Here is a 7,360-nt window from a genome sequence, read left to right as displayed (position 1 = left end):
CACTTCGTTCCAGTTACGTATTATGTTTTTAATTTAATAGAATTAAAATATCAAATTAAAATGGGTGCTGTAAATAAAGATATCCGGTTTGGAAATGTTTTATTGGGTAAGCAAAGAGTTTTTGTAATTTGAAAACTAAGCATATAACTTACAATTTTTTGACGGTCACAAGGTTTAAGATTTGTAAAATTTCTTCTTGAGTATTGTTCCTTGCCTTAAAATAACTGGTTGAAAAGTGGTTAGATCAACAATAGTTGAAGATATTTTTAAAATCGGGTGATAGTTTTGATAAATTAAGGCGACTTTATTGTGACAGAAATATTAAATAGTTTGGTAATCATTTAGTGGAGGATGATTGCTTTGATTAACAGAAGTGGTCTTTAAGGACCATTTTTTTTAAAATTTCCAGCTAAAGGATGATTGATTCTTACTCTAAAGTTTTGCCTTTGTTTTAGAAAAATATTTCAAAGTGGTAAGAGCAGAAATTAAAGTTAAAGGTCCTGGCCAAAAAAGAGCTAATTTAAGGCTTTTTGGGACTAAAATTGGACCAATTTTTTGCTTGTTGTAAAGATGCACAAAACAACAATACTTTTTTTAAAGGTCTTTTTTTAATTTGAGAAATGCAATTGGAATCCTTTTTATCATATAATTTAGCGCCCTCACCATAAACTGTATCAGTTGGAAAAAATAATAATATCTTTGGTTTCACAACTAATTCCTTTATTTATCTTTATTTATCTTAAACTGGTTGTTTTTAATTGAATTGTTTTGATTTTGGTTTTTAAAGAAATTGCATCAAAAACTAACGGCAAGTTGTTCTTTTTGGGCTTCATGAATCAAAGGTTCAATAACTAAATCGAGTTTACCTTCCATAATAATATCTAATTTTTGTAAAGTAAGTCAATTCTGTGATCAGTTATACGATTTTGGGGGTAATTGTATGTTCTTATTTTTCGCTTCTTTACCAGTTCCTACTAAATTTTTTCTGTGTTTATTTTCTTCTTCTACATTTTAGCGGTTAACATTTGATTATAAATGCGTGTTTTTTAAAAGGGTAAATGCTTTATCTTTGTTTTCGTGCTGGCTTTTTCCTTCTTGACAAAGCAACACTAATTCCCTGAAGGTATATGAGTAAGTCTAACAGCTGATTTAGTAGTGTTTACTGATTATCCCTCAGGTCCGCTAGAATTAAAAGTGTCGGGTGCGAATGTCCCATGCCAATCAATTTTTAATTCTAATTGGGTCTGCTTCAGGAACTACCAAAACAGCAACAGCAGTAGAAGTGTGAATTCGCCCTTGGGCTTCGGTAGCAGAGAACACGTTGGACGCGATGCACACCACAGTTCATACTTTAAAAAAGAATAAATATTGTGTCCAGAAATTAAAAGTTCTACGGAAGAAAAGACCGCCTTTAATACTGGGATTTAGATTGAGGATTTCGACTTTCCATTTTTTGCTTTCCGGCGTATTTAATAGAGTTCGTAATAAATCAGCTGCAAAAAGATTCGCTTCGTTGCCACCAAACTTTTTAATTTCTAAGACAACATTTTTTTTTTTTATCAAAGGATCTTGGGGTAAGAGCAAAATTTTTAGTGATCTAAGGTAGTTTTCTGACAAATAGTATCTTTTTCTTGGTGTGCTAAAAGCAATAATTCTTGATCTTGTTGGGTTTCTAAAATGGTCTGTATTTGAGTAAATTTCGGTTTCTAAATTTAAGTATCGGTTAAAAAGTTCTACTGTGGGTTCTAATTTTGATAAATTTTTCAAAATGTCAATTTTTTGGTTTATGTTTTGTTCGTTTTAACAAAAAGTTTTGTAAATCTTGATATTTTTGTTTTATTATTTTTTTAATCTGTCAAGCATATTTACCTCTTTGTTTTTTTTTTAAAAAGAATGGGGTTAAAATATTTTAATCAAATCAAAATGCTTTTTTATTCATTTATATTAGGTTCGATTTCTGAGAAAAAAAAACATATGATCAAAAATCAAGTATAAATTCTCTAATACCAATTGAATCCTTGACGATTTTTGGCAATAATAACTTGGGTGTGTCCAGAAGAATCGGGTTTTTTGTCCTTTTCATAATAACCTTCTCGGTACAAAAACATTACAATATCAGCGTCTTGTTCAATTGAACCTGAATCTCTGAGGTCAGCCAAAATGGGACGTTTGTCTTCTCTTTTTTCTACATCCCTTGATAATTGTGAAAGGGCAATAACAGAATTTTTAATTCACGTGCCATTTGTTTTAAACTTTGAGAAATTTCTGCTACTTCTTCTTGACGGTTGTGTTTATTAGTTTTGCGGATAAGTTGCAAATAATCTATCATTACAATATCAAGTTTGTTTTGACTTTTAAGTTTGCGACATTTAGCTTTAATATCTAAAATATTTACTGTAGCTGAATCATCAAAATAAATATTTAGATCATCCATTTTTTCTGATTGATATTTCTAACAAAAATTTTTCTTCTCTGTTTGTGTTACCCAATTGAATTTTTTTGTGCTGTATTTTTTGATTGAGTGCTTAACATAAAAGCATAGCTAATTGTTCGTTTGACATTTCTAAACTAAAAATAGCAATATGAGGGGATTGATAATTGTGTTTGGAATTTGCAATTCTGAGAGCTAAATTAAGCATAAAAAGTACTTTTTCCCATGGAAGGACGAACGCTTTAAAATAATAAATTCTTCGGGCTTAAATCCTAAAGTAATATTGTTGAGATTATCATATCCAGTGGAAAAGACCTACTAAATCTTTATGGCGTTTGGCAAGAATATTTTTTTCTTTAGTGTCTTTAACAAAATTTTTTTAATTTTAATAATTCACTAGTTTTTTTGTTTTAAATTTAAAATTAAAGATTTTTTCTTCTGAAAAATCCAAATATTCTTGGACTATCAATGTTTTCGTATCCTTTTTTGTGCTAATGAAGTGACAGTTTCGATAATTTCTCTTTTTTAAAGCAGTTTCCTTAAATTGAAATCAATATAGGTTTCTATATGTTGGTAGAGGCATCAAATCAGATAATTCATTTAAATAATCGATATTTCCTATTTGTTGTAATAATTTTTCATTGTCTAAAATAGCACTTACTGAAGAATAATCAATAATTTGTTTGTTAGTTTCAGCACAAGAAAGTTTTCATTGCTCTAAAAATATGTTGGTGATGAGAGCTGTAAAAGTCAGTTTCTGCAATCATATCTAAGGTAAAAGCTATTTTTTCAGGGTTTAAAAAGTAAAGCCATTCCTAACAAAGCACGTTCTGCTTCAGGACTTGAAGGAGTTTTTTAGAATAATTGGTCATTGCTTTTTCTTTCAGTCACATTAAGGAAAAAAGTAGCCTTAATTTAGATCAGTTAGAAAAAACATCAACAGGATAAATACCAATAGCAATAATTTCGCCTTCTAAAAGATATTTTTTTGCGGTCAAGAGTAATATTATGAACTTTTTAAAAAATTCTTCAGCAATTTGTTTGAGAGTAATTTTTCCATAAATTTTTCCTTTGGGTCCTAATTGAATATCTAGAGTAATTTTTTTGTCATCAATTTCTTGTTTTAATTATACTGCATTAAAAGTTCGTGATTACGTTTTTGTTCTTGTTCACAACATTTGGGATTGTTTAATTGCAGCTAAATTGGTTTTGTCTGCTAAAAGAGCTTTTTTATTTTGAATTAAAAAATTGCCATAACCATTATTAACTTTAATAATTTCGTGTTTTTTTCCTTTATGAGGAATGTCAGTTAACAAAATAATTTCCATATTCTTTTCACCTTTTTCATATTCTAATTTTAAAAAATGTTTTAAAAGTGTCTGTAACTGTTTTGATATTAGTTCCTTCTAATTGAGTAGCAGCGCGCTATTGAGATGTCCCTCCACCTTCCATTTGTTCATGATAGTTTTGAACGTTAATTTCATTGTAAAGAACGAGCACTAATTGCTATTTTATTATCTGATATTTGAGCTATCATAAAGGCAGCATCAACGTTGCGAATGTTTAGGAACACTTCTGCCACTTGAGCTTTGAAAAGAACGATTTTCATAAATTTCAGAACTTTGAATAATAGCAAATCTATCCATAAAAATTTCCATTTCAGAAATCAGCTTATTAATTTCTAAAACTTTATAAAAGTCTTTACGTAACCAACTTTTAACACTCAATTGCATCAGCGCCTAAATCTTTTAATTTTGGGAAGCTACTTCAAAAGTTCTAGAACTTGTACGATAAATAAAAGCGTTAGTATCAATTAAAATACCTGCATACATAATGCTTGCTTCAAAAGCAGTAATGTGGACTTCACTTTTTCCAAAAATCCCATAACTTCAACAAGCAATTCAACAGTTGAAGAAGCAGATGATTCGACGTAAGAAAAAATAGAAGGAATAATTTCTTCGGTAGCGCGGTGGTGATCAACAACTACAATATTGGACGTTAGTGACAAAAGTTCAGGACTATTTACCATATCTTTAGTTTGAGTATCAAACTGCAATATGGTGTTCTTCTTAAGGAATCGTCTTTAATCATTTTTAGAGCTTGTTGGGTTGTAATAATATTTAGAATGTTTTTGTCTCAGTTTTAATTAATTGATGATAAACAGGAATGAGGCTTTTGTCTAATTTTCTTCATCAAGGATAATATAATTGTTGCTTTCAGGATGGATAGTGGTTGCAATTTTGTAAAAAGCAATGACAGAACCCAAAGCATCCAAGGTCGGTGTGAGTGTGTCCCATGATAAACAATGGGGGTGTTTTTTCAAAATATCGACCAAATTTTGGGCATTAATACGGGCATGAACTTTGGATTGTTTTACTTAAAGAAGCAATTTTTGCACCAAAATATTTAATTTTTTATTTTCAATATTAACAACTACTTGATCGCCACCCCTTTTTTTTGGGCTAATTCAATTGCATTTTGACTGTAGGTAGCCAGTTTTTCATATGACAAATTCCAACAAGCAATTCCCATAGAAAGGTAACTTTTAATTGATATTTGTAAGAAATGTTGCGGATGGTATCCAAAATACTAAATTTATTTTCTAACATTTTATCTAAGTTTTGGCGGTTAAGAAGAAGTAAAAACGGTCGTCTATCAATTGTTTTAAATAACCTTCATAAGGTTCAATGTAATCAGATAAAGCACTTAAATATTCACCTTGTATTTGTGATTGTTCTGAAAGATCATAACGAATTAAGGATTCTGCTAAATTATCAAAAGCAATCATGGCAAGAGCTAAGGTTTTTTGTAAAAATAAATGTTTGATTTGTTCTTTTTCGGTAGCATCAAACAAGTAAAAAACATTTAAATCTTTTTTATAAAAACATTCAAATCTCTTTTGGTTTTCCAAAGTGATAATAGTTTTGGGGATTGCATCAGAAGTGCTTATGGTTATTGTACCATATTTTCATTAATTTGAGCTAAGGGCGAATTGATTTCAGAAGTTTTCAAAATAAAACTGGCGTAAGGATTGAGCCACTGAATTTCTTGACTAGAAATATCCAATTAAAACAATACCAATAGGAAGTTCGTTAAGTACTTCTTCTCCAATTTGACTTACGTGAAAAGATAATTTAGACCATAAAGAAAGTTTGTTTTTTAATCTTTTAATTTGGGCGTTTTTTTAATGTGAAGCAAAAACTGATAACAAAGGATGCTAAAATGATTTTTCCAAAAAAGTTAAAAATGAAAAAAAATAATTTTACGACGCATACCACTCATTTCGCTGGCAGTATTTTGGTTTGGGTTTTGATTGTTGGATTAATTGATTAATTGTTTCGATAATTTCTTGGATATTTTGGAAATCCAAACAAAAAAGAATTAAAATTAAAAACAACAATTACTGACAAGCAATTACAATAAATTTTGTGCGTTATGTTTATTTTTAGAAAACATAATTTTTTTGCCCTCATTTGCATTTAAATAATTAGATAAATTTGGTTTTTAATATTTGCAATTAATAAAAAAACAGGATGCAACACCTGTTTTTATTGTTGGATAAAAGGAATTAAAGCCATATGGCGAGCTCTTTTAATAGCAATTACCAATTGACGTTGCCATTTAGCAGAAGTATTTGTTACCCTTCTAGAAAGAATTTTTCCACGGTCAGTAATAAATCTTTGTAAAAAGCTCTATGTCTTTAAAATCAATTTTAGTTACTTTGTTTTCATTAAAAAACAAACTTTGCGACGTTTTTTTAAAAAGTATTTTTTTTATTGTTGAATTTCATTTGTAGCTCCTTTTGAAATTGAAAATATCTATTGTTGTTTGGTTTGGTTCACTTGTATTTAATGTTTTTGTTTTAAGATTTGATTGTGATATTTGTTTATTATTTTATATCAGTTAATTTAAGAATTGCTTTAATTTTAGAAATTCGTCATAAGCATTATCAGGTTTTTTTTTAGATTCTAAGAATTGGACATTGTTACAAACAACAATAGTTTGCCAATTAGTTACGCAATCTTTTTCCCAAGTTTCTACTCTAATGTTTTCTTCAACACCTATTAAAGCACCCTTAGAAATATATTTTTCTAAATTTTCAGCTTGTTTACCAAAAAAACAGTACAATTGATAAAATCAGTTTTTTTCGCTAGAAGAACTTACAATTCTATTAACTGCCAAAGTAAATTTAACAACATAAGTACCATTATTAGTATTTTTAGTTCTGGGTCTTTGGTAATGCGACCTACTAAAATAACTTTATTAATCATATGAATTAAACTCCTTATTCTTTATCTTTAATAAAGATAAATCTAATAATTTCTTCAGTAATCTTAACAATACGATTAAATTCTAAAACAGCATCATTATCTGCTTTTACCATTAACCAATTGTAATATCCTTTTTTATGATTATCAATAAGATAAGCTAGGTCTTTTAATCCTATTTCGTTTTGTTCCAAAATTTGATTTGGGGCTTGTAAAAAAACATTTTGCAAAGTGTCATTAATTTTTTAACGTTTTGCCGTTCTAAATTGGGTGTAAATATATACATTTATTTCGTATTTTTCATTTTTACAAACCCCAAATCATTTGAACAAATTTAATAGAAGACAAAGACCTAATATCTTATTGATAATCATAAAGGATATTTTGGTAGTTAATGGCAAAGCTGGCGTCTAATGTCTGTTACCATTTATTATTAAGATTACTGAAGAAATTATTAAATTTATCTTTATTAAAGATAAAGTAAGAGTTTAATTCATATGATGGTGTACCAGAACCATAATGTACTTATGATGATAGTGATTATAAATTGTAAGTTCTTCCTGAAAAACTGATTTCTCAATTGTACTTTATTTTTATTAAACAAGCTGAAAATTTAGAAGATACAAGAATAACAACCTTCGTGGTGAAGGAAAACAGCTAA

10 protein-coding genes and 3 pseudogenes are annotated in these 7,360 nt (G+C 28.7%); all 13 read right to left on the bottom strand.

The features are described from left to right. Positions 1-520: 520 nt before the first annotated feature. A complete protein-coding gene (locus ACEW7V_RS00115; protein WP_374695479.1) occupies positions 521-709 on the bottom strand; it encodes a Sua5/YciO/YrdC/YwlC family protein in 189 nt (62 codons plus the stop codon). Between the two features lie 635 nt (positions 710-1,344). After that, entirely contained in the window at positions 1,345-1,767 is a 423-nt protein-coding gene (locus tag ACEW7V_RS00110; protein ID WP_374695478.1) for a PCRF domain-containing protein, read from the bottom strand. A gap of 233 nt (positions 1,768-2,000) precedes the next feature. Next, positions 2,001-2,434, bottom strand: a pseudogene (locus ACEW7V_RS00105) (DnaB-like helicase C-terminal domain-containing protein). Between the two features lie 689 nt (positions 2,435-3,123). Further along, positions 3,124-3,198 (bottom strand): hypothetical protein, encoded by a 75-nt coding sequence (locus ACEW7V_RS00100; RefSeq protein WP_374695697.1) that lies wholly within the window; start codon positions 3,196-3,198, stop codon positions 3,124-3,126. Positions 3,199-3,351: 153 nt separating this feature from the next. Next, a complete protein-coding gene (locus ACEW7V_RS00095) occupies positions 3,352-3,519 on the bottom strand; it encodes a 50S ribosomal L9 C-terminal domain-containing protein (RefSeq protein WP_374695696.1) in 168 nt (55 codons plus the stop codon). Positions 3,520-3,600: 81 nt separating this feature from the next. Beyond that, the gene (locus ACEW7V_RS00090) at positions 3,601-3,747 is read right to left on the bottom strand and encodes a hypothetical protein (RefSeq protein ID WP_374695477.1); all 147 of its coding nucleotides are present in this window, start codon (positions 3,745-3,747) and stop codon (positions 3,601-3,603) included. 164 nt (positions 3,748-3,911) lie between these two features. Next, on the bottom strand, positions 3,912-4,040 hold the full coding sequence (locus tag ACEW7V_RS00085; RefSeq protein WP_374695476.1) for a hypothetical protein: 129 nt from the start codon (positions 4,038-4,040) through the stop codon (positions 3,912-3,914). Positions 4,041-4,244: 204 nt separating this feature from the next. Beyond that, a complete protein-coding gene (locus ACEW7V_RS00080; protein WP_374695475.1) occupies positions 4,245-4,487 on the bottom strand; it encodes a DHH family phosphoesterase in 243 nt (80 codons plus the stop codon). 123 nt (positions 4,488-4,610) lie between these two features. Then, positions 4,611-4,754, bottom strand: coding sequence for a hypothetical protein (locus tag ACEW7V_RS00075; protein WP_374695474.1), 144 nt, complete (start codon positions 4,752-4,754; stop codon positions 4,611-4,613). 291 nt (positions 4,755-5,045) lie between these two features. Then, a complete protein-coding gene (locus tag ACEW7V_RS00070) occupies positions 5,046-5,285 on the bottom strand; it encodes a hypothetical protein (protein ID WP_374695473.1) in 240 nt (79 codons plus the stop codon). Positions 5,286-5,979: 694 nt separating this feature from the next. Then, positions 5,980-6,221: pseudogene (gene rpsR, locus ACEW7V_RS00065) on the bottom strand (30S ribosomal protein S18). A 113-nt stretch (positions 6,222-6,334) separates the two neighbouring features. Next, positions 6,335-6,559, bottom strand: a complete 225-nt coding sequence (locus ACEW7V_RS00060; protein ID WP_374695472.1) for a single-stranded DNA-binding protein — start codon at positions 6,557-6,559, stop codon at positions 6,335-6,337. Between the two features lie 157 nt (positions 6,560-6,716). Further along, positions 6,717-6,989, bottom strand: a pseudogene (rpsF, locus tag ACEW7V_RS00055) (30S ribosomal protein S6). Positions 6,990-7,360 lie beyond the last annotated feature (371 nt).

The organism is Areca yellow leaf disease phytoplasma (assembly GCF_041920595.1).
The sequence above is the reverse complement of the archived record's forward strand: the minus strand, read 5'-3'. Positions and strand labels throughout refer to the sequence as shown.